The 20,103-nt window shown below is 71.7% G+C and carries 18 protein-coding genes and 1 pseudogene; 7 read left to right on the top strand and 12 right to left on the bottom strand.

Going from position 1 to position 20,103, the window contains the following annotated elements:
- The first annotated feature begins 313 nt into the window (after window positions 1-313).
- Window positions 314-1,726, top strand: coding sequence for an RtcB family protein (locus tag AB0N14_RS32025; protein ID WP_366029196.1), 1,413 nt, complete (start codon window positions 314-316; stop codon window positions 1,724-1,726).
- A 33-nt stretch (window positions 1,727-1,759) separates the two neighbouring features.
- Here the strand turns inward: AB0N14_RS32025 and AB0N14_RS32030 are convergent, their stop codons facing one another.
- The 6 genes and pseudogenes from AB0N14_RS32030 to AB0N14_RS32055 form a co-directional block, all read right to left on the bottom strand.
- Window positions 1,760-2,215 carry an archease gene (locus AB0N14_RS32030; protein ID WP_366029214.1) on the bottom strand — a complete coding sequence of 152 codons (456 nt, stop codon included), beginning with the start codon at window positions 2,213-2,215 and terminating at the stop codon, window positions 1,760-1,762.
- 122 nt (window positions 2,216-2,337) lie between these two features.
- Complete coding sequence (locus AB0N14_RS32035; RefSeq protein ID WP_366029197.1) at window positions 2,338-3,951, bottom strand: MFS transporter; 1,614 nt, start codon at window positions 3,949-3,951, stop codon at window positions 2,338-2,340.
- A gap of 68 nt (window positions 3,952-4,019) precedes the next feature.
- A complete protein-coding gene (locus AB0N14_RS32040; protein ID WP_366029198.1) occupies window positions 4,020-5,423 on the bottom strand; it encodes an alpha/beta hydrolase in 1,404 nt (467 codons plus the stop codon).
- A gap of 188 nt (window positions 5,424-5,611) precedes the next feature.
- Complete coding sequence (locus tag AB0N14_RS32045; RefSeq protein WP_366029215.1) at window positions 5,612-6,439, bottom strand: PaaX family transcriptional regulator C-terminal domain-containing protein; 828 nt, start codon at window positions 6,437-6,439, stop codon at window positions 5,612-5,614.
- Between the two features lie 69 nt (window positions 6,440-6,508).
- Window positions 6,509-6,874: a MazG-like family protein gene (locus AB0N14_RS32050; protein ID WP_366029199.1), complete on the bottom strand. Its 366-nt coding sequence runs from the start codon at window positions 6,872-6,874 to the stop codon at window positions 6,509-6,511.
- Window positions 6,875-6,898: 24 nt separating this feature from the next.
- Window positions 6,899-7,108: pseudogene (locus AB0N14_RS32055) on the bottom strand (RpiR family transcriptional regulator); the annotation flags it as partial.
- 218 nt (window positions 7,109-7,326) lie between these two features.
- On the opposite strand from AB0N14_RS32055, the gene AB0N14_RS32060 reads away from it, so the two are divergent.
- Window positions 7,327-8,511, top strand: a complete 1,185-nt coding sequence (locus tag AB0N14_RS32060) for a D-alanyl-D-alanine carboxypeptidase (protein ID WP_366029200.1) — start codon at window positions 7,327-7,329, stop codon at window positions 8,509-8,511.
- Window positions 8,512-8,766: 255 nt separating this feature from the next.
- Here the strand turns inward: AB0N14_RS32060 and AB0N14_RS32065 are convergent, their stop codons facing one another.
- The gene (locus AB0N14_RS32065; RefSeq protein ID WP_366029201.1) at window positions 8,767-9,525 is read right to left on the bottom strand and encodes an SDR family oxidoreductase; all 759 of its coding nucleotides are present in this window, start codon (window positions 9,523-9,525) and stop codon (window positions 8,767-8,769) included.
- A 100-nt stretch (window positions 9,526-9,625) separates the two neighbouring features.
- Here AB0N14_RS32065 and AB0N14_RS32070 point away from each other — a divergent pair, with 100 nt between their 5' ends.
- Window positions 9,626-11,032 (top strand): multidrug effflux MFS transporter, encoded by a 1,407-nt coding sequence (locus tag AB0N14_RS32070; RefSeq protein WP_366029202.1) that lies wholly within the window; start codon window positions 9,626-9,628, stop codon window positions 11,030-11,032.
- 11 nt (window positions 11,033-11,043) lie between these two features.
- Window positions 11,044-12,159: a serine hydrolase domain-containing protein gene (locus AB0N14_RS32075; protein WP_366029216.1), complete on the top strand. Its 1,116-nt coding sequence runs from the start codon at window positions 11,044-11,046 to the stop codon at window positions 12,157-12,159.
- An 85-nt stretch (window positions 12,160-12,244) separates the two neighbouring features.
- Here AB0N14_RS32075 and AB0N14_RS32080 read toward each other — a convergent pair whose 3' ends face one another.
- On the bottom strand, window positions 12,245-12,796 hold the full coding sequence (locus AB0N14_RS32080; RefSeq protein ID WP_366029203.1) for a L,D-transpeptidase: 552 nt from the start codon (window positions 12,794-12,796) through the stop codon (window positions 12,245-12,247).
- A gap of 138 nt (window positions 12,797-12,934) precedes the next feature.
- Between AB0N14_RS32080 and AB0N14_RS32085 the strand changes: the two genes are divergently transcribed.
- Both AB0N14_RS32085 and AB0N14_RS32090 read left to right on the top strand, forming a co-directional pair.
- The gene (locus AB0N14_RS32085) at window positions 12,935-13,945 is read left to right on the top strand and encodes a small ribosomal subunit Rsm22 family protein (protein ID WP_366029204.1); all 1,011 of its coding nucleotides are present in this window, start codon (window positions 12,935-12,937) and stop codon (window positions 13,943-13,945) included.
- 152 nt (window positions 13,946-14,097) lie between these two features.
- Window positions 14,098-14,829, top strand: coding sequence for a bifunctional DNA primase/polymerase (locus tag AB0N14_RS32090; RefSeq protein WP_366029205.1), 732 nt, complete (start codon window positions 14,098-14,100; stop codon window positions 14,827-14,829).
- A gap of 51 nt (window positions 14,830-14,880) precedes the next feature.
- Here AB0N14_RS32090 and AB0N14_RS32095 read toward each other — a convergent pair whose 3' ends face one another.
- From AB0N14_RS32095 to efeO, 4 genes are read right to left on the bottom strand one after another with little or no spacing between them, the layout of a single operon-like run.
- Entirely contained in the window at window positions 14,881-15,882 is a 1,002-nt protein-coding gene (locus tag AB0N14_RS32095; RefSeq protein ID WP_366029206.1) for a hypothetical protein, read from the bottom strand.
- Window positions 15,839-16,714, bottom strand: coding sequence for an iron uptake transporter permease EfeU (efeU, locus tag AB0N14_RS32100; protein WP_366029207.1), 876 nt, complete (start codon window positions 16,712-16,714; stop codon window positions 15,839-15,841). Before efeU ends, AB0N14_RS32095 begins: the two co-directional genes overlap by 44 nt.
- Before the next feature lie 3 nt (window positions 16,715-16,717).
- Window positions 16,718-17,968 (bottom strand): iron uptake transporter deferrochelatase/peroxidase subunit, encoded by a 1,251-nt coding sequence (gene efeB / locus AB0N14_RS32105; protein WP_366029208.1) that lies wholly within the window; start codon window positions 17,966-17,968, stop codon window positions 16,718-16,720.
- A 16-nt stretch (window positions 17,969-17,984) separates the two neighbouring features.
- Complete coding sequence (gene efeO, locus AB0N14_RS32110) at window positions 17,985-19,127, bottom strand: iron uptake system protein EfeO (RefSeq protein WP_366029209.1); 1,143 nt, start codon at window positions 19,125-19,127, stop codon at window positions 17,985-17,987.
- A gap of 145 nt (window positions 19,128-19,272) precedes the next feature.
- Here efeO and AB0N14_RS32115 point away from each other — a divergent pair, with 145 nt between their 5' ends.
- Window positions 19,273-20,001: a PhzF family phenazine biosynthesis protein gene (locus AB0N14_RS32115; RefSeq protein ID WP_366029210.1), complete on the top strand. Its 729-nt coding sequence runs from the start codon at window positions 19,273-19,275 to the stop codon at window positions 19,999-20,001.
- The last annotated feature ends 102 nt before the right edge of the window (window positions 20,002-20,103 follow it).

Below are 20,103 nucleotides of genomic sequence, written 5' to 3' on the forward strand. Positions count from 1 at the left end.
TCAGCTCCGGGAAGACCGGTCCGACCGACCTACCGCGTCGCCGGACTCGGCTACATCCTGATCGGAGCCGACGGCTACACCGCGCCGGCAGGCTTCACCGACCCCTTCCGCAACGGCCGTGATCACGAGGCGTTCATTGCCCACCTGCGTGCCATGTCGCCCCTCAGCCCCCCAAGCTGGACCGGGTGACCCTCGTTTTTCGGCCCTCCATCCGCCTGTCCGAGGACGTAGCGGCCGGCGGCACCCGGCCGCGCGAGGGTACCCGGCAGTGTGAGAAACGGGCCTCCGTACTCCCACCTCGCCGGAGACCACCATGGAACTCCTCGAAGAAGCGCCCCACCGCTTCCGCATCGAACGACACGGTGACATGCGCGTCCCGGGCGTCGTCTTCGCCTCCCGGGCCCTGCTCAGCGACGCGCAGCAGGCGCTGGGGCAGGTCGTCAACGTGGCCACGCTGCCCGGCATCGTCGATGCCTCGTACGCCATGCCCGACATCCACTGGGGCTATGGCTTTCCCATCGGAGGTGTCGCGGCGACCGACATCGACGAGGGCGGGGTGGTGTCGCCGGGAGGGGTGGGGTTCGACATCTCCTGTGGGGTGCGGTTGCTGGCCGCGGACTGTGATCGTGACGTGCTCCGACCCGCCCTGGACGCGGTCATGGACGGGCTTGACCGGGCCATCCCTCGTGGCGCGGGACCCGGTGGCGTGTGGCGGCCGAGTGGGCTCGGGGAGCTGGAGCGCGTCCTGGAGGGTGGAGCCCGTTATGCCGTGGAGCAGGGGCATGGCGAGGAACGGGATCTTGCCCGGTGTGAGGACCGTGGAGCGGTGGGTGACGCCGATGTCCGGCAGGTGGGCGGGCGGGCCCGGGAGCGTGGGCTCGGGCAGGTGGGCAGCCTGGGGTCGGCCAACCACTTCCTTGAGGTGCAGCAGGTCGCCGAGGTGTACGACCAGGCGGCCGCCGACGCCTTCGGGATCGCGTGTGGTCAGGTGACCGTGATGATCCACTGCGGGTCGCGCGGGCTGGGTCACCAGATCTGTACCGACCATGTGCGGGCAATGGATCGGGCCATGGCCCGGTACGGCATCGCCGTGCCCGATCGGCAGCTGGCCTGCACCCCGGTCACCTCACCGGAGGGGCAGGCGTACCTCGGGGCGATGGCCGCCGCCGCGAACTACGGACGCGCCAACCGCCAGCTGCTCACCGAAGCCGCCCGTCGGGTCTTCCGTCGCGCCGCGAACGTCCGGCTGTCCCTGGTGTACGACGTGTCGCACAACCTCGCCAAGCTCGAGACCCATGACGTGGCCGGGCGGCTGCGTCGGCTGTGCGTGCACCGCAAGGGCGCCACTCGGGCGTTTCCGCCCGGGCATCCCGAGCTTCCCGAGAACCTGCGGGAGCAGGGGCAGCCCGTGTTGATTCCCGGGACCATGGGCACGGCCTCGTACGTCCTGGCAGGGGTGGCCGGGGGAGGTGCCTTCTTCTCCACCTGCCACGGTGCGGGGCGCCGGATGAGCCGTCACCAGGCCGCCCACTCGATCACAGGCAGGGAGCTGCGGGCAAGGCTGGAGCGGGACGGCATCGCCGCGCGTCCGCTCTCCTGGCGCGGCCTGACCGAGGAAGCCCCGGAGGCGTACAAGGACGTCGGTGAGGTCGTGGCGGCGAGCGAGAGTGCCGGGCTGTGCCGCGTCGTCGCCCGCCTGGTGCCGCTCGGTGTGGTCAAGGGCTGATCCCAGCCCGTGAACCCACAGGTCGACGGCTGCTCACACGTCCACGATCGCCGTGCACGACCAGCCGTACGGGTCCGGGCCCATGTGCAGGCCGTGCCACGAAACGCCCTTCGGTACGGCGCCGGTGATCTCCACGTCCGACAGTCCGGTGACCGTCAGCCGCACCTCGAGCCCCTCGTCGTCGGACTCGGCCTCCACGTCCACCGGCACCTGGCCGTGGACCTCCAGCCGGTAGACGACCTCCTCCAAGAGCGCGGCCAGCAGATCGTCGTCGTCGTTCTCGGCGAGTCTTACGCGCTCCACGGCGGTGGGACGTGCCGTGGACAGGTCCGCGAAGCAGTCCACGAGGCCGGTCGCCGCCTCCGCCAGGCAGCTCTCCCGGCTCACTCCCCACGCCTCGATCCGTACATCGGCGGTGTGCGGCACCGTCCGGTGGCCGCTCGAACCCTGCCGACGCATCGACCTGTCGTCGTCCGTGTCGCCGACCATGTCCATCATGTGCCCGCTTGGGACGCAGTCAATCGGCTTTCGCCGCGTCGCTCCGCCGACAGCGCGAGCCCCGCGGCGCCAAGCAGCCCCGGGGCCCGCGGCAAGGTGCGTCGTCGTCCACCTCACCCCGTGGCGAGCACCGCACGCTCCTTCCCGTCCCCCTCCGGCTCCGCCGCGCTCTCCTCCGCCGTACGCACCCGCAGTGCCGTCACCACCAGCAGTGCCGAGAACAGGGCGGCCGCACCGCACACCACGAATCCGATCGAGTAGCCGTGGCCGAGCGCGTCCAAGGCGTAGGAGCGGGCCGCGCCCGGCGGGGAGGCCGGGGGTACCGAGTTGAGGGCGAGCGGGCCGCCCTCCTTCAGTACCTCGTGCGCCGCCGCCTTCGACTCCGCGTTCAGCGAGGACGAGGTCGCCAGCGAGGAGGTCACCCGGGTCGCGGCCTGGCTCAGCGCCACCGCGCCGATGACGGCCGGGCCCAGCGTGAAGCCGAAGTCGCGCAGCAGGTTGGTGGCCGCGCTCGCCATGCCCGCGAGCGGCACCGGGACGGTGTTGACGGCGGTCGCGGTGATCGACGACACCGTGAAGGCGAAGCCGATGCCGACCAGCCCCAGCGGCAGGATCAGGGAGGTCAGGTTCTCGTCGGCGACGTCCAGCCCCGCCGCCAGGAAGTCGCCCGCCGCGATCAGCGCCAGGCCGGCGGTGAGCAGCGCCCGGGCAGGCAGCCGGTGCAGCAGCCGCGAGGTCAGCGGGGTGAGGACCGGCGTGATGGCGTTGAGCAGCAGGAACGCGAAGGCCGTTCGCATCGGGCTCTGGTGCTGGATCGGGCCGAGCCGGATGCTCGCCGCGTACGCCGTGCCCAGGAAGCTGAACATGCCCACGACCGCGACGACCGAGGCGATCGCGAAGGAGCGGTTGCGGAACAGGTCCAGGCGCAGCAAAGGCGACCGGGCGCGGCTCTCGGCGTAGACGAACAGGCCGATGAACACCGCCGCGATCACGAACGCCACGACCACCGGGGTCGAACCCCAGCCGTCCGTCGGCCCCTGGATGACCGCGTACAGCAGCGCGAACAGGCCGACGCCGATGGTGATCTGGCCGCCGACGTCGAGTGAACGGCCCTCCGGTGCGCGGGAGTCCGTGGCCAGCCACAGGCTCACCAGCGCGCTGATCGCGGCCAGTGCCGCGACCACCACGAACGCCGAGCGCCACGAGCCGTACGTCCCCGTGATGCCGCCGAGCAGCGGGGCGAGGAAGCCGCCCGCGGACAGGCTGGAGGCCCATACGGCGATGGCGCGGGCCCGCTGGGGGCCGGTGTGTGTGCCGGCCGCGATCATGGCGAGCGAGGTCGGGAAGAGCGCGGCGGCGCCCAGACCGGCCAGTGCCTGTCCCACCCACAGCTGGTGGATGCCGGAGGCGCTCGCGGCGACGATCTCGCCCGAGCACAGCAGCGCGGCGCCGCCGACCAGCAGCCGTTTGCGGCCGAAGAGGTCGCCGAGGACGCCGAAGGACAGTTCGAGGACGGCGACGGGCAGCAGGAACGCGTCCGAGATCCAGGTCAGCTGGGAGCCGACGGGGTGGAGGTGTTCCTGGAACAGGCCGTTGAGCGTGGCCGGCATGGCGAGGCCGATCTGGGCCAGGCAGACGGCGAGACAGCCGGCGACGAGCGTGCCGATCGGGAGCGACGCACGCGGGGGAGCCGATGCGGAGGTCGGAGGAGCGGAGGTGTCGGACATGAGCGGGTCCCAACGTCAGTGGTGGGTGTGGTGCGGGGGCGCGAGGGCTGAGCGGCGGGTGCCGTACGTCAGGGCTGCGTGGGGTTTGAGGGGCGGTCCCGGCCGACCGTCAGGCGTGCCGGCCGGTACGGGACGTACGCCGCCCCGTCCAGCCCCAGCCCGGTCGCCGACCGCTGGAGCGCGCCCGGCGTCGCCGCGTCGTCCCAGTGGCCGGTGGTGACGCGGTGTTCCAGTGCGCGCAGGGCGGCCACCGTCTCGGCGGTGGTGAACGCGCAGTGGCCTTGCCGCTCGACGTAGGCCTGCCGCAGCAGTGCCCCGTCACCGGCTGCGCGCACCCGGTCGCCGAACTGCCGCTCCTGTTCGACCGGGACCAGGTTGTCGGCGACGGTGTGCACGTCCAGCAGCGGCACGCCGAGGCCCTGACCGGCAGAGGAGGTGTGCTGCGCGGTGCGTACGGCGGCGGGGTCGGCGGTGATCGCGGCGCCGGCAGTCAGGGACGTCAGGTCGGCGCGCAGGTCCAGGCCCGCCGCCTGGTACAGCGCCCGGACCTGCGGGGCGTGCACGGAGCCGGCGAGCAGGCGGGAGTAGTCGACGCCCTTGTTCCAGGAGTTGTTGCCGCCGGCGGACTGCTCGATCGCGTACCGGCCGCCCTCGACGAAGGAGAGGATGCCTTGCGCGAACCACGCGTACTGCTGCTTCTCCTGCCCCGCCCAGTCGGTCGGCGCGGGGGCCGTCTCGCCGGGCGCCCACGCGGGCAGGTTCAGGAAGGCCGCGGCCAGTGCGATCCGGGCGCGGCCCTGTGGGGTGACCTGGGCGGCGGTGACGGCGTCGGTGAGCTTCTTGGCGGTGGTGGCCGCGTCGGCGGCTGACCCGAAGCGGACCAGGCCGACGTCCTGCCGGGGCAGGAGCAGCCGGGCGATCGTGTACTCGGCGTCGAGCTGGTAGTTGTCCAGGTCGGTACCGCCCGCGACCAGGCCGCACAGTCCGAGCGCGCCGTCGATGCGGTCGGCGCCGTCACGGGCGATCTGCGCGTTGACGAGCCCGCCCATGGACTGGCCGACGGACAGGGTGCGCCGTGGTGTGCCGATCTTCGTGGTGACGGCGTCGAGCGTGGCGAACTGGTCGTGTTCGGCGCTGTCCAGGGCCCACATCGAGCCATGGGGGTCGTACGACGACCCGGCCATCGCATAGCCCCCGGCGAGCAGCTCGGTGCGTACGGCGTCGGAGGGGGCGTCCTGGGCGACGGTGGGGCCGAAGCCGTGGCTGAACAGGAGCAGGGTGCCGTTCCAGCGGGCGGGGACGTCCGCGATCCAGGTGGCGCCGTCGGTGAGGGTGCCGGTGAGGTGGGCGGCCCCCGAGTCCGCCTGGGCGGCCGGTGCGGGGAGCGTGGTCAGGGCCGCGGACGCCACCGTGGCCAGGGCGACGAGGGCGATGCGGAGTCGGGTACGGGGACGAGTGCGGGCGGCGCGCATGCGTCGGCTCCTGTCTGGCGGCTCGGGGGCAGGGACCGTGCGATTGCTCGAGTCTTCGATTGCTCGATTGCTCGATTGCTCAGTGCACTGAACGTCAGGGAATGTAGGGCCGATTTCTTGCGGGCGTCAATGGAGTGCACAACATCATTTCGTGACGCCGCGGCCGGGGTCACGAGCCCGAAGGGCCGCTACTCCGCCGGAATCGTCTCGATCAGCCGCCGCGCCGCGTCCCTGGCCGGCGCGTCCAGCAGGCCGTGGACCGCCCGGAACGTCTCCTCCGCGCCGACCGCGGGCCAGTCGGCCGGCAGGTGCCGTACGGGCAGCCGGGGGTCGCTGCGGATCACCTGCAGCCACTCGGAGGTGAGCCGCAGCCGCAGCGCGAGGGCGTCCTCCGCGGTGATGTCCGCGCCGCCTGACGCGAACGGCCGCCAGTCCGCCTCGAACTCCCGGTAGCGGGCGACCAGTTCCTCCAGGTCCCAGGTCTCGTCGATCATTCCGGCGATGTCCGTGCCGGTGTCCGCCCGGGCCCGGAAGACCTTCACATGCGCCGCGAGCCCGAGCTCGGCCACGATCCCGGAGACATCGACCTCGCCCGGCGCGATCCACAGCCCGCTGAACAGCGCCCCGAAGCCCGCCCAGGTCAGCTGCGACCGCAGATCGTGCCGCTGGCGCTGCCAGGACTCCGGGAGCGAGAAGCCGAGGAGGGTCCAGGTGCCGTCCCAGTCCCGGTTGACGGCGCCCGTCTTCCAGATGCGCCGCTCCCCGTCGCGCAGGATCGCCTCCGAGCGGTCGGTGAGGCCGACGTACGTGCGGCGGCCCTCGCGGCGGCGGGACAGCAGGCCGCGGGAGACCATGCGGGTGAGGGTGGACCGGGTGGCCTGTTCGCCGACCCCGGCGCGCCGGAACACCTCGATGACGCTCCCCGTGTACACGCACACCCCCCGGCCCAGCACCTCGTCACCGAGGAAGCTGAGCAGCAGGGACTGGGGGCGCAGGGCCGGGGTGGTCACGCGGATACAGTACGAGGCCGTGTCATTCCTGACACACCTTCAGTCCTTTGGGTGTTCGGGTGCTCGTTGAGCAACTCAGGACGAGGAGCCCGGCGAGCGTGCCCCGACCCCCTCCAGGTGCGCCGTGAACACCTCGCGCGCCTCAGGCGTCAGGGTGCGCAGCGCCACCAGCGCGGTGATCACCACGTCGCACAGTTCCGCCTGCACGTCCTCCCAGTTGTGCGACGTGCCCTTGCGCGGGTTCTGGCCCGTCGCGCCGATCACCGCCTGCGCGACCTCGCCGACCTCCTCCGACAGCTTCAGCACGCGCAGCAGCAGTTCGTCGGCGCCGTCGTGCGCACGGTTCGCGTCGAGCCACGCGTGCAGCCGGTCGATCGACTCCCAGAGGTCCGATTTCAAGTCCGACTCCAAGAGGTCCGCGGACGTCACCTGTTCGGTCATCCCCGCAGACTGCCATGGAAACGGTCACTCCTCGAAGAGCGCCTCCTGCTCCCCCTCCGACTTCTGCCGCAGCCGCTTGGCCCGTATCCCGACCACCAGCGCCGTCCCCGCCGCCGTCGCCGCGAACGCCGCCGGGAGCATCCAGTCGCGGTTGAAGGCGTGACCGGACAGTGCGTCCAGGGAGAGCCGGCCCGGTCCCGTGACCGCCAGGCTCGCCGCCGTCAGGCCGAGGGACCGGTCCTGAGTAAGAAATGCGTGAGGGCTTGGAAAGACGCCCGGGACCGGATGTCGCAAGACAGCGAATTCTTCGGCCGTTGACGGTGTGCTGCCGGGAAACTCCTGGTGAGTGGTGTGTTCTGCACCACGGGTGTTCCCCGGTCATGACCCGGACTTTGCCGTGCCTTTAACGCCCCGGTGCGTGTCGCCGGGGATTCGCTTTGTACGGTCCCGGGGTGCGTTTTTCCTCTTCGCTTTCCCCGTGTGACGCGCGGCTGTCCCGGCGCGCCGTGCTCGGGCTCGCCGCCGCCGCACCACTGGCCCTGGCCGCGCCCGCGCCCGCCTCCGCGTCCGGGGCCCCGGCCATCGGTGGCGAACGGCTGGGCCTGGCCGGCGTCCAGGTGCAGGGGGACACGCCGCTGCCGGAGAAGCTCACCGCCCGTGCCTGGCTCGTCGCCGACCACGACAGCGGTGAGGTGCTCGCCGCGTGCGACGCGCACCGGCGGCTCGCCCCCGCCTCCACGCTGAAGATGCTGTTCGCGGACACCGTGCTGAGGAAGTTCGAGCGGAACCAGGCCCACACGGTGACCGACGCCGACCTCGCGGACATCCCCGCCGGGTCCAGCCTCGTCGGCATCAAGCCCGGAATCACGTACACCGTCGAGCAGTTGTGGCTCGGTGTCTTCCTGCGCTCCGGCAACGACGCGGTCCATGTCCTCAGTCATATGAACGGCGGGATCGCGAAGACCGTCGCCGAGATGCAGGCCCAGGCCGAGGACATGCAGGCCCTCGACACCCATGTGGTGAGTCCCGACGGCTTCGACCACCCCGGCCAGCTCTCCTCCGCGTACGACCTGACCCTGTTCGCCCGCCACGGCCTGAGGAACGGCGACTTCCGCGGTTACTGCTCGACCCGCGTCGCGAACTTCCCGGCGGGCGGGAAGAAGACCTTCCAGATCCAGAACACCGACCGCCTGCTGACCGGTGCCTGGGGTCTTGGCACCTACAAGGGCCTCATCGGCGTCAAGAACGGGTACACCAGCAACGCGGGCAACACCTTCACCGGCGCCGCCACGCGCGGCGGGCGCACCCTCATCGTGACCGTCATGCACCCGGAGTCCGGTGGCAACGGGGTCTACCAGGAAACCGCCTCCCTGCTCGACTGGGGCTTCGCGCACGCCGGGAAGGTCGAGCCCGTGGGCGCCCTGGCGGAGCCGCTCAGCGAGGGCGGGGCGAGGGGGACGCCCGCGCCGGGGCGGCAGGCGTCGGCTCACGGGGCGGGCGCCGCGGGGCACGGTGGCTCTTCGTGGGGGCTGATCGGCGGGGCCGGGGGAGTGGCGGCGCTGCTGGCCGGCGGCGTCTACGCGCTGCGCGGGCGCGGACGGCGCAGAGCCGCGGAGGACGGCCGCCACCGGCGTTGATCCGGGGCGGAGCCTGGGCAGCCGTTCCGCGGTCCGGCGCGTACCTCGCGGTCCCGCGCGAGGTCCCCCTGCCGGACCACGGAACGGCTGCCACCCCCCTCGGTGTGGCCTATGGAATCCCAGTGCTCCAAGTGTGAAGCTCTGGTGTAGATGTGCCCAGCGTAGGCCAGTCACAGGCCCAGATAGTGCGGAGTCTTCAATTCCGCTTGTGGAAGTTGAGTTGTCGACAAAATGCCCTCCCGGACGCCGGACCCGTCAGCCGCGGCCCACGTACGGCATCGTCGTCGCCAGCACCGTCGCGAACTGCACGTTCGCCTCCAACGGCAGCTCCGCCATGTGCCGCACGGTGCGCGCCACATCCGCCACGTCCATCACGGGCTCGACGGCCACCTCCCCGTTCGCCTGGAGGACTCCGCGCCGCATGCGGGCGGTCATGTCGGTCGCCGCGTTGCCGATGTCGATCTGTCCCACCGCGATCCGGTACGGACGCCCGTCCAGGGACAGCGACTTGGTCAGTCCGGTCAGGGCGTGCTTGGTCGCCGTGTAGGCCACCGAGTGCGGGCGGGGCGTGTGCGCGGAGACGGAGCCGTTGTTGATGATCCGGCCGCCCTGCGGATCCTGCTCCTTCATCTGCCGGTACGCCGCCTGTGCGCACAGGAACGCCCCGTTGAGATTGGTGTCCACGACATGCCGCCAGGCGTCGTACGACAGCTCCTCGACCGGGACACCACCGGGGCCGAACGTGCCCGCGTTGTTGAACAGCAGGTCGAGCCGCCCGAACCGGTCACGCACGGCAGCGAACAGGGCCTCGACCTCCTCCGGCCGCGACACGTCGGTCCCTACGGGGAGCGTGTCGCCCCCGGGCACGAGCGCGGCCGTCTCCTCGAGCGTCTCCACGCGCCGCCCCGCGAGCGCCACCGACCAGCCCGCGCCCAGCAACTCCACGGCGACCGCGCGCCCGATCCCCGACCCGGCGCCGGTCACCACGGCGATCCTCGTCTCCCTGTTCGTCATGGGCCCGCAGCGTAGGGGTGTCCGCCCCTCGGTACACCATCCCGTCCCACCGGTGGGAGCTGAGAACATGAGGGGCGGACCGTATGACGAGGAGGAGCACATGCTCGAGCGTGGCCGTACCACGCACGACGGGAAGCAGCCGGAAAGCCACATAACCCAGCCGGAGACGGCGCCTTCCAGCGCCACACCGCACATCCGGGGTGCCGTCCAGCGCCGTACCGGCCTGCTGGTCACCTTTCTCCTCGGCGCCCTCACCGCCACGCCCCCGCTCGCCATCGACATGTACCTCCCGTCCCTGCCGGAGGTCACCAGGTCCCTGCACGCGCCCGCCGCGACCGTGCAGCTCACCCTCACCGGCTGTCTCGCCGGCATGGCGCTCGGCCAACTGCTGGTCGGCCCGATGAGCGACAAGTGGGGACGCCGTCGCCCGCTGCTCACGGGCCTCGTCGTCTACGTCCTCGCCACCGCGCTGTGCGCCCTCGCCCCCTCGGTGGAGGCCCTGGTCGCGTTCCGCCTGGTGCAGGGGCTCGCGGGCGCGGCCGGGATCGTGATCGCCCGGGCCGTCGTCCGCGACCTGTACGACGGCGTCGCCATGGCCCGGTTCTTCTCCACGCTCATGCTGATCTCCGGGGTGGCGCCGATCGTCGCGCCGCTGATCGGCGGCCAGATCCTGCGCGTCACGGACTGGCGGGGCGTGTTCGTGGTCCTCACGCTCGTCGGGATCGCGCTCACCGCGCTCGTGTGGGTGCGGCTGCCCGAGACGCTCGAGCCGGCCATGGGGGTCCCCCCTGCTCGAGCGGAGCCGAGAGCTTGGGGGAGGCACGGCGGGGGAGTGGGCGCCGCCCTGCGCTCCATGCGGGCCCTGCTCGCCGACCGCGTCTTCACCGGCTATACCCTCGCGGGCGGTTTCGCCTTCGCGGCGCTGTTCGCGTACGTCTCCGCGTCCCCGTTCGTGATCCAGGAGATCTACGGCGCCTCCCCCCAGACCTTCAGCCTGCTGTTCGGCCTCAACTCGGTCGGCCTGGTCGTCGCCGGGCAGGTCAACGGCAAGATCCTGGTCGGCCGGGTCAGCCTCGACAAGGTCCTGGCGGTCGGCCTCACGGTCGTCACCCTCGCCGCGACCGCGCTGCTGCTGATGGCGACGGGCGCCCTCGGCGAGGTCGGCCTCGCACCGGTCGCCGCCGCCCTTTTCGTGCTGATGTCCGCGATGGGCATCACCCTGCCCAACACGCAGGCGCTCGCCCTGATGCGCACCCGCCACCACGCCGGTTCCGCGTCCGCGCTCCTCGGCACCACCTCGTTCCTCATCGGCGCGGTCGCCTCGCCGCTCGTCGGGGTCGCCGGCGAGGACACCGCCGTCCCGATGGCCGTCGTCCAACTGGCGGCCGCACTGGTGGCGGTCGCCTGCTTCGTGGCACTGTGCCGTCCCTGGACCGCACGCGCGGGCGCGGAGGGCGGGGGTACCCCCCGCTCGAGCGCAGCCGAGAGCTTGGGGGAGGAGAGCTGAGCGCACCGAGACTGCGCGTCGACACCCCGGAGAGGGCCGGACTCGACGCGGAGCGACTGCGTCTTCTCGTACGCGAGGTCCACGCCGCCGTCGAGGGGGAGCGCCCCTGGGCGGCCGGTGCCGTGGTGGTCGCCGGGCGCGGACCGGTGATCGCCGTGGAGGCGGCGGTGGGCTGGGCGGTCCGCTACGCCGCCTACGACGCGCAGGCCGACCGGGGTGTGGAGCTGCCGCCGCAGGAGCGGGTGCCGATGACCGTGGACACGCCCTTCGACCTGGCCTCGCTGACCAAGCTGTTCACGGCGGTCGCCGCGGTGCAGCAGCTGGAGCGGGGCACGCTCGGCATCGACGCGCGCGTCGGGGCTTGTCTTCCGGAGTTCCGGGCGGTGGCGCACGCGGGGATCACCGTACGGCAGTTGCTCACCCACACCTCCGGGCTGCGGCCCGAACTCCCGCTGTACGACTGCGCGTCACGCGCGGAGCGGCTCGCGCTGCTGCGGGCGGAGGCGCCGGTGGGCGAGCCCGGCACGTCGTACTGCTACTCGGACCTGAACCCGCTGCTCCTGCAGTACGTCCTGGAGCGCGTCACCGGCAGGAGCCTCGACGTGCTCTTCCGCGACGGGATCACCCGGCCGCTGGGCATGGCCGCGACGGGCTTCGGCCCGTGCCCTCACGCGGCGGCGACGGAGGACCAGCGGCGGCCGTGGGCCAAGGCGGACCGGGGGATGGTGCGGGGCCGTGTCCACGACGAGAACGCGTGGGCGCTCGGCGGGGTGGCCGGGCACGCGGGCCTCTTCTCGACGGGGCGGGACCTGGCGGTCTTCTGCCGCACACTGCTGGCCGGCGGCTCGTACGGGACGGCGCGCATCCTGGGTCCCGACTTCGTCGAACTGATGCTGACCCCGCCGGGGCTGGGCTTCGCGGTGGACCAGCCGTGGTTCATGGGGGAGCTGGCGGGCCAGGGTGCGGCGGGCCACACCGGCTTCACGGGCACGTCACTGGTGCTGGACCCGGCGACGGACACGTTCCTGGTCCTGCTGGCGAACACCGTGCATCCGCGCCGCCGGGGGCCGGACAACGGGCCCCGGGCGCGGGCGGGGGATCGGCTGGCTCGGGCGGTGCGGGGGTGAGCGGCGCTCTCGGGAGAGAGGGGTGCTCTCGCAGGTGAGCGCCGGTGTCGGCCGGCTCCGTCTCCTGTGGCAGCTCTGTGTTGATCTACGGGCCGCTCGGGCTGCCCGCGTGGCCGCCGGTGTTCTTGACGATCACCGTGTCGCCGATCCGGCTGAAGTCGTAGAAGCGGTGGGCGTCCGCCGTGCTCAGGTGGATGCAGCCGTGGGAGATGTCGGCCCGGCCGATGGCATGGTTCCAGGGTGCCGCATGGACGAACACACCGCCGCTGGTCAGGCGCACCGCCCAGTGGACCGTGAGGGCGTAGTAGTTGGGACTGCGCGGATCGCACGTGATCTTCGCGCTGCACGAGGTCATCTTGGTGACCGCGTCCTTGCCCAGCACATGGTAGGTCCCGGACGGCGTACGGAAGCCGGGCTTTCCGAAGCTCACGGTGAAGGTCATCACCGTCCGGCCGTGATCCGTGACGGTCATCCGATGGGTCGCCGCGTCGAGCGTCGAAACGTGGTCCGCGGAGGCGCGGGCGGGACCTGCGCCCAGCGACAGGATGGTCGCCAGGACACCGGCCAGTGCGAGCCGGGTGGCGTCACGAAGGCGTGAGCCGGGGGCTTTGCGTTGGTGGGCCATCTTGATCACCATCGCTCTCCTGCAAGCCAGGATATTCTGATCCGCCCCTTCCATCGAGCCGGGCCTCGCCTCGTCCGTGCCGGCACACGGCCCGGCGTCGGGATCAGCGCTCTCAGAAGTGAGCACCGCTCACCGCCCTAGAATCGGCACGTGAACGCCCCCGACTCCCCAGCCGATGCCCTCCGTGCCGCCCTCTCCCGGCTGCTCGACGGGCTTCCGTCCCGGCAGGCCGCGCAGGCCGTGGACCGGCTGATCGCGAACTACCGGGGGCGGACCCCGACCGACGCGCCCGTGCTGCGGGACCGCTCCGACGTCGTCGCCTACGCCGCCTACCGCATGCCCGCGACCTTCGAGGCGGTGTCCGCGGCGCTCGGCGCCTTCGCGGACGCCGCCCCCGGCTGGGTGCCCGCGAGCCACGTGGACGTCGGCGGCGGGACCGGTGCCGCGACCTGGGCCGTGAGCGCCACCTGGGGCGGGGAGCGTCCGGTCACCGTGCTCGACTGGGCCGAGCCCGCGCTGGCGCTCGGCCGGGAGATCGCCGCCGCCCATCCCGCGCTCAAGGCCGCCGAGTGGCGCCGCTCTCGCATCGGATCGGCGCTCAGCATAGAGAGCACTGATCTCGTCACGGTCTCGTACGTCCTCGGGGAGCTGACCGAAGCCGACCGCGCCGCCGTCGTCGACGCCGCGGCCACCGCCGCCCAGGCCGTCGTGATCGTCGAACCCGGCACCCCCGACGGCTACGCCCGCGTGATCGAGGCGCGCGACCGCCTGATCCGCGCCGGCTTCCACGTTGCCGCCCCCTGCCCGCACAGCGCCGCCTGCCCCATCGTCCCCGGCGAGGACTGGTGCCACTTCTCGACCCGGGTCAGCCGTTCCTCACTGCACCGCCAGGTCAAGGGCGGCTCGCTGGCGTACGAGGACGAGAAGTTCAGCTATGTCGCCGCGGCCCGTTTCCCGGTGCGCCCCGCCGCCTCCCGAGTGGTCCGGCGTCCCCAGATCCGCAAGGGCCAGGTGCTCCTCGACCTGTGCGGCCCGGACGAGTCCCTGCACCGCGACACGGTCACCAAGCGCCACGGCCCCCTCTACAGGGCCGCCCGCGACGCGGATTGGGGCGACGCCTGGCCCGTGTCCCGCGACGATGCACACGGACAGACCGGATGAAATGCCGCGATGTCCCCTGAGTGCGCACTGCAGTTGGCATCGCCCTGCCCATCGCCCTGTCCGTCCCGGTAGGCAACTCCGGTCACCCGGCGCGCAGGATGGTGGGACCATAGGGCATGCTGTCAAGACACAGCAGCGAGGCGAGGGGATAGATGAGCGCGGACTTCGGCCGCCGCACGAGCGTGCAGGGCAGGATCTCCCAGTGGCTGCGCGGACGACGTCCCGCCCGTCTCAAGGAGGACGCCGGCGACGGCGGCCGTGAGGCGATGCTGCTGGCTGCCGCCGCCGCGGGGCTGCCGCTCGCGCCCGCCGCCCACCCCGCCGGCTACCGCTGTTCCTGCGACCGCGTCGGCTGTCCCACGCCCGCCCGGCACCCGGTCTCCTTCGCCTGGCAGACGCAGTCCACCACGGACCGCGCACAGATCGAGCGATGGGCCCGGCACCAGCCGCAGGCCAACTTCATCACCGCCACCGGTATGGTGCACGACGTGCTCGACGTCCCGCGCGAGGCCGGCGAGGAGGCCCTGGGCCGGCTGCTCGCCTCCGGCGTCGAGGTGGGTCCGGTCGCCGCGACCGGGGACGGCCGCACGCTGTTCTTCACGCTGACCCGCGGCACGCCCGAGGACGAGGACGAGTGGTGGCCGTGCGAACTGGACTGCCACCCCGAGACGATGGACGAGCACCCGGGACTGCGGTGGCACTGCCGGGGGTCGTATGTGCTGGTGCCTCCGGCGCAGTTGCCGGGCGAGCTGACCGTGGAGTGGGTGCGGGGGCCCGAGCACGCGCTGCCCGATCCGCTGAGCCTGCTCGAGGTGCTCACCGACGCGTGCGCGCGGTACGCGGGCGAGGAGAGCGAGTTGGCGGGCTGGCCGCACCGGGGCTGAGCCCCGGCGGCGACCCCCGTCACTGCGTCACTCCCCGTACTCCCCCTCGGCTTACTCCCCCTCGGCCCCCGTGAGCCCCTCCACCCGGCTCACGAACTTCACCGGGCCCTTCCTCGGGTCCAGCACCGCCTGGTTCGACACGTACTCCAGGGTCAGGGACTGCTTGACCTCCCCGGTCAGCAGGGCCTTGATGTTCGGGTCGGTGATGTTGAGGTTCACGCCCTGCGCGGCCGTCTGCCTCTCGTAGTGGTGTGTGGCGAAGAACACCAGCGCGTCACCGTCCGTGGTGCGCAGCCCCACCGGGGCGTAGTCGCCGTTCGTCAGCGACTCGTCGATGTACTGCCGGGCCAGCCCGGGCTTGCTCGCGTTCTCCAGCCGGGTGGCCCGCCACTGCGAGGTGTGCGGGCCGGGCGCGAACATGTCCCCGCCGCTTCGCAGATAGGTCGCGTACGCGGTGCTGAGCTTCCGGGGCTGGACGGCGAGCGCCGGGTCGTCCGCGGTGACGGGTTCGGCCCAGCCGTCCTTGTCCGTCTTGAACGCCGGTACGTCGCCGGGCGCGAGGATCGTCAGATACGACACCGCCCACACCTTGCTCGCGTCGGAGCGGGTGAAGACGAGCAGCCAATGGGCGTCCGCGCTGCCCTTGTTGGCGCGGGTGTCGGCGACGAACCAGCGCGGCCAGCCGGCCTTCCTCGGGATCGTGAACTTGGCGTCGGTCAGCTTCAGCGGCACATGGCCGGGGTTGCCGCCCGGGTTGGTCCTGTGACCGGCCTCCAGTTTGCCGCCGTCGATGGCGCCGAGCGCACCGGTGACCCGGCCGGCGTCCAGAGACCGGTCGTACGCCTTGTCCGCCTTGTTGTAGGCGGTGAGGAAGTCCTTCAGCGCGCGGGCCGCCTCGGCGCGTGCCGCCGTCGGTACGACCTCCCGCTCGCCGTGCACCACGACACAGCCGCTCGCCGTCACGGACAGAACGGTCACCGCCGCCGTTGCCAGGGCGAACCGGTTAGGACTACGAAGCGTTCGAGGGCTGCGATCCCCGCGATCCCTGCTCATCAGTGACCTTCACCTTCCCCTTTCCGGAGGCGAACCCTACCGGGGACAGGAAAAGCGCGAGCGTCGGGATCAAGTAGAGCAGCCACACCGTGACCTGAAGGACCGTCGGATCGGGCTGGAAGTTGAACACGCCCTTCAGCAGCGTGCCGTACCAGCTGTCCGGCGGAATGGTGTCGCTGATGTCGAAGGCGAGGCTCCTCAGGCCCGGGACCCAGCCGGCCTCCTGCAGGTCGTGGAAGCCGTAGGCGAGCACGCCCGCGGCGACGACGACCAGCATGCCGCCGGTCCAGGTGAAGAACTTCGCCAGGTTGATCTTCAGAGCGCCGCGGTAGAAGAGCCAGCCCAGCAGGACGGCCGTGGCGAGGCCCAGGGCGACGCCGACGAGCGGGCGCGGGGTGCCGTCGCTCGCCGCGTGCACCGACGCCCACACGAACAGGGCGGTCTCCAGCCCCTCGCGGCCCACGGCGAGGAACGCGGTGGCGACCAGCGCGCCCGTGCCCATCGCCAGGGCCGCGTCCAGCTTGCCGTGCAGCTCGGACCTCAGATGCCGGGCGGTGCGCCGCATCCAGAAGACCATCCACGTCACCAGGCCGACGGCGAGGATCGACAGGGAGCCGCCGAGCGCCTCCTGCGCCTGGAACGTCAGCTCCTGGGAGCCGAACTCGAGGACGCAACCGAAGCCGAGCGCGATGGCGACCGCGATGCCGATGCCGGTCCAGATCGGCCTCAGGGCGTCACGGCGGCCGGTCTTGACCAGGTAGGCGATCAGGATGCAGACGACGAGGCTGGCCTCCAGCCCCTCGCGCAGGCCGATCAGATAGTTGGAGAACACGGGCTACGCCTCCTCGGACAGCAGGGTGCGGCCCCACCAGTCGCCGGAGTCCCGGACGCCGGGCGGGATGGCGAAGATGGCCGAACCCACGTGCTGGATGTACTCGTTGAGCGCGTCGTGCCCCGCCAGCCTGCGCTGGAGCGGTATGAACCCCTTGCGCACGTCGCGCTGGTAGGCCAGGAAGAACAGGCCCGCGTCCAGGCGGCCGAGGCCGTCGGTGCCGTCGGTGAAGGAGTAGCCCCGGCGCAGGACGGTGATGCCGTCGTTGGAGTCGGGGTGCGCGAGCCGCACGTGTGCGTCGGGCTTCATCGCCTTGAGGAACGGCTCGTCGTGCTCCTTCGCCTTGCCGACCGGCGCGCCCTCGCGCTTGTCCCGGCCGAAGACGTTCTCCTGCTCCTGCAGCGAGGTCCGGTCCCAGGTCTCGACGTTCATGCGGATCCGCCGGGCGACCAGGTAGGAGCCGCCGGTCATCCACGCCGGCCCGTCCCCGTCGCCGACCCACACGAACTTCTTCAGCCGGTCCTCTTCCGTCCCCGCGATGTTGCGGGTGCCGTCCTTGAACCCGAAGAGGTTGCGCGGGGTCTGCGCGTCGGGGGTCGTCGAGGAGGTCTTGCCGAAGCCGAGCTGGGACCAGCGGATGGCGACCTTGCCGAAGCCGATGCGGGCCAGGTTGCGGATCGCGTGCACGGCGACCTGCGGGTCGTCCGCGCAGGCCTGGATGCACAGATCGCCGCCCGTGCGGGACCGGTCCAGGTTGTCGCCGGGGAACTTCGGCAGGTCGACCAGCGCCTCGGGGCGCTTGTCCCCCAGCCCGAACTTGTCGAAGAGCGACGGCCCGAAACCGATCGTCAGGGTCAGCCGCGAGGGCTTGAGGCCCAGGGCCTCCCCGGTGTCGTCCGGCGGCGCCTCGGCGAGCCCGCCGTACGCGCCCTCACCGATGGCCTGCCCGGCCGTCATCCGGCGTGCGGCGGCCGTCCAGTCCTTCAGCATCTGCACGAACTCGGCGCGGTCGTCGGTCTTCACGTCGAACGCGGCGAAGTGCAGCCGGTCCTGCACGGGCGTGGCGACGCCCGCCTGGTGGGCGCCGTGGAACTCCACCGCGCCACCGGCCTCCGCCGCGGCCGGATCCACGTCGTTGCCCGCGTTGGCCGCCGTCACCGCGCCACCGGCCACGGCGGCACCGAGCGCGAGCCCGGCGCCTGTCCAGCCGATCAGCGCCCGGCGCGACGGACTGCTCCCCTGGATGTCGGTCATCGCCCTACCCCCTTACTTACTTCACGACTGCGGCGGCGAGCTTGGAGATCGGTTCGGCGAGGGCGTTCACCGCGTCCGAGAGCTCCTTCTGCTGGTCCTCGGTGACCTTGTCGTAGGAGACGAACTCGTAGGAGGCCTTGTCCGAGCGGTACTTGTCCAGCTGGGCGTTCAGCGCCGTGAACTGCTTGTCCAGCTCCTTGGTCAGCGCCGGGTCGTTCTTCGACGCGACCGGCTTCAGCAGCTCGTACGCCTTCTGCGCGCCCTCCACGTTGCCCTTGAAGTCGACCAGGTCCGTGTGGGAGTAGCGCTCCTCCTCACCGGTGACCTTGCCGGTGGCGACCTCGTCGAGGAGTTCCTTGGCGCCGTTGGCCATGGAGGTCGGGGTGATCTCGGCCTTGCCGACGCGCTCCTGCCAGCCCTTCAGGTCGGTCACCAGCTGGTCGGCGAGGGCCTTCGCCTCGGCGTCGATCTTCTTGTCCTGCCAGAGCGCCTTCTCCAGGCGGTGCCAGCCGGTCCACTTCTGGCCGGCCTCCAGGCCGTCCTCGCGGACGTCGACCCTCGGGTCGATGTCACCGAAGGACTCGGCGACCGGCTCGGTGCGCTCCCAGCCGAGGCGGGAGACCGCGTACGCCTTCTTCGCTGCCTCGAGGTCACCGGCCTTGACGGCGTCGGTGAACACCTTGACCTTGGGCAGCGTCTCGTCGGCCTGCGTTTGCGCGTACTCGCGGTAGGCGGCCACGGCCTCGTCCAGGCGCGGGTCACGCTTGGCGGCGCTGCCGCTGCCGGTGGCCGTGACGTTCTGGCGTATGCCCTTGCCCTTCATGCCCGGCTTGCAGGCGATCTGGTAGTCGCCGGCCTTCACCTCGGCGGTGACCGTCTGCTTGGTGCCGGGGCCGATGTTCTCGCGCTCGGCGACGATCCGGTCGTCCGGGAAGAGCAGGTACACCTCGGTCACCTTGGCGCCCTTGTTCTCGACCGCCACCTCGACGTGCCCGGCCGGGAACTCCTTCTTGGACACCTCGCACTTCGAGTCGGTGGCGGTCACCCGGATCGCGCGGTCGGATCCCTCAGCGGTGCTCTTCTCCGTGCATCCGGTGACAGCGGTCAGAGCCGCCGCGGTGGCGGCGGCGGTGACGACGGAGAGTCGAACGGCTCGCATGCAGGCTCCAGGGAGGACGGTTCGGTGAGGCTTACCTAATTTAACTGAGCATTACCTGCCCCATACCCACCCGGACCGTGATTCAGGTCTCACTGGGGTCTTCGGGGCTCCGCCCTTCGTCCCCGGGTGATGTTTGAATGCGCCGGTGACTGACTACGACGTGCTGCGCGTCTTCTGCGGGCCCAGCGGCGGCTACGGCAACGAACTCGGCGTCGTCCGGGACGGTTCGCTGCTGCCCGGGCGGGACGAGCGGCAGGCGTTCGCCGCCAAACTCGGCTTCAGCGAGACCGTGTTCGTCGACGACCCCGAGCGGGGGGTCATCGACATATACACGCCCACGCTTCGGCTGCCGTTCGCCGGGCACCCCTGCGTGGGCACGGCCTGGCTGCTCGATCTGCCGGAACTCGTCACTCCGGCCGGTGTGGTGGGGGCGCGACAGGACGGCGAGTTCAGCTGGATCGAGGCCCGCCCGGAGTGGGCGCCGCCGCGCACGCTGCGGCAGTACGCGACGGCCGCCGAGGTGGACGCTCTCGTAGTGCCGTCGCCGGGCGAGCGAAGCGAGATGGGGGTCCCCCCGGACGAAGTCCGGGGGAGGGTGTACGCCTGGGCGTGGGAGGACGAGTCGGCGGGCCGGATCAGCGCCCGGGCCTTCCCCGGTCGCATCGATGAGCGCGGCGTCAGCCGCTCCAGTGGAGCCGGTGCTTGCACCGGGGGCATCGAGGAGGACGAGGCGACGGGCGCGGCGGCGCTCCTGCTCACGGCCCGACTCGGCCGCGCGCTCAACATCCGCCAGGGAGCGGGCTCACAGATCCTCACGGCGCCGCAGCCGGAGGGGTGGGTGGAGGTCGGGGGGAGGGTGTTTCTGGAACGCTGACCCGGCGCTAGTACTCCAGCCGGAGATGTGATCTTGTTGGTAGGGGCCGGTGGGGACACGGGTGCGGCCACCGTTGATCATCGTCAGGTGTGTGGACTGAAG

Origin of the sequence: Streptomyces sp. NPDC051104 (genome assembly GCF_040682835.1) — a bacterium.
Classification (GTDB): domain Bacteria; phylum Actinomycetota; class Actinomycetes; order Streptomycetales; family Streptomycetaceae; genus Streptomyces; species Streptomyces cynarae.

What these genes read in the sequence shown, in the direction of transcription:
- AB0N14_RS32050 (WP_366029199.1), bottom strand. Translation starts at nt 6,874, where the DNA reads ATGACCGAACAGGTGACGTCCGCGGACCTCTTGGAGTCGGACTTGAAA.
- AB0N14_RS32080 (WP_366029203.1), bottom strand. Translation starts at nt 12,796, where the DNA reads ATGGTGATCAAGATGGCCCACCAACGCAAAGCCCCCGGCTCACGCCTT.
- efeO (WP_366029209.1), bottom strand. Translation starts at nt 19,127, where the DNA reads ATGCGAGCCGTTCGACTCTCCGTCGTCACCGCCGCCGCCACCGCGGCG.
- efeB (WP_366029208.1), bottom strand. Translation starts at nt 17,968, where the DNA reads ATGACCGACATCCAGGGGAGCAGTCCGTCGCGCCGGGCGCTGATCGGC.
- AB0N14_RS32025 (WP_366029196.1), top strand. Translation starts at nt 314, where the DNA reads ATGGAACTCCTCGAAGAAGCGCCCCACCGCTTCCGCATCGAACGACAC.
- AB0N14_RS32095 (WP_366029206.1), bottom strand. Translation starts at nt 15,882, where the DNA reads ATGAGCAGGGATCGCGGGGATCGCAGCCCTCGAACGCTTCGTAGTCCT.
- AB0N14_RS32090 (WP_366029205.1), top strand. Translation starts at nt 14,098, where the DNA reads ATGAGCGCGGACTTCGGCCGCCGCACGAGCGTGCAGGGCAGGATCTCC.
- AB0N14_RS32040 (WP_366029198.1), bottom strand. Translation starts at nt 5,423, where the DNA reads ATGCGCGCCGCCCGCACTCGTCCCCGTACCCGACTCCGCATCGCCCTC.
- AB0N14_RS32035 (WP_366029197.1), bottom strand. Translation starts at nt 3,951, where the DNA reads ATGTCCGACACCTCCGCTCCTCCGACCTCCGCATCGGCTCCCCCGCGT.
- AB0N14_RS32070 (WP_366029202.1), top strand. Translation starts at nt 9,626, where the DNA reads ATGCTCGAGCGTGGCCGTACCACGCACGACGGGAAGCAGCCGGAAAGC.
- AB0N14_RS32030 (WP_366029214.1), bottom strand. Translation starts at nt 2,215, where the DNA reads ATGGTCGGCGACACGGACGACGACAGGTCGATGCGTCGGCAGGGTTCG.
- AB0N14_RS32065 (WP_366029201.1), bottom strand. Translation starts at nt 9,525, where the DNA reads ATGACGAACAGGGAGACGAGGATCGCCGTGGTGACCGGCGCCGGGTCG.